We start from the raw sequence: 522 nt of genomic DNA, 5'->3' as shown, positions 1-522 counted from the left end.
GACTGGGGTGAAGTCGTAACAAGGTAGCCCTAGGGGAACCTGGGGCTGGATCACCTCCTTACCTATACGACTAACTTAATGTTTGTTGAGTGTTCACACAGATTACTTGATAGAAAGAAAGAGCAAAATTACGTTGGGTCTGTAGCTCAGCTGGTTAGAGCGCACCCCTGATAAGGGTGAGGTCGGTGGTTCAAGTCCACTCTGACCCACCAAAATCTTCTATTTCTCCTAAGATGAAGATTTTGTATTAACGTATTTTGTTTGACTGCATGTAAATGGGGCTATAGCTCAGCTGGGAGAGCGCCTGCCTTGCACGCAGGAGGTCTGCGGTTCGATCCCGCATAGCTCCACCATTTACTTACTTTTATTTAAAAGGTAAATCATGCACATTGGATAGAGACGCCAAAGATAAAGCGACAGCTTTATCTTTGGCTTTTTTAAGCCCGTTCTTTAACAATTTGGAAAGCTGATAGTATTTAATTGCATGAGTCTGTCATGTTAATTAATTACAAATCGTATTAT

2 tRNA genes and 1 rRNA gene are annotated in these 522 nt (G+C 42.3%); all 3 read left to right on the top strand.

Annotated elements, in window-relative coordinates:
- A 16S ribosomal RNA gene (locus Q4600_RS21160) occupies positions 1-61 on the top strand; the annotation flags it as partial.
- A 74-nt stretch (positions 62-135) separates the two neighbouring features.
- Positions 136-212 (top strand) — tRNA-Ile (locus Q4600_RS21155).
- A gap of 65 nt (positions 213-277) precedes the next feature.
- Positions 278-353 (top strand) — tRNA-Ala (locus tag Q4600_RS21150).
- Positions 354-522: the final 169 nt, after the last annotated feature.

This window comes from Shewanella sp. 2_MG-2023 (assembly GCF_030548905.1).
GTDB lineage: Bacteria > Pseudomonadota > Gammaproteobacteria > Enterobacterales > Shewanellaceae > Shewanella > Shewanella electrodiphila.
Note: the sequence above shows the minus strand (reverse complement) of the source record. Positions and strands in the feature narration are given on the sequence as shown.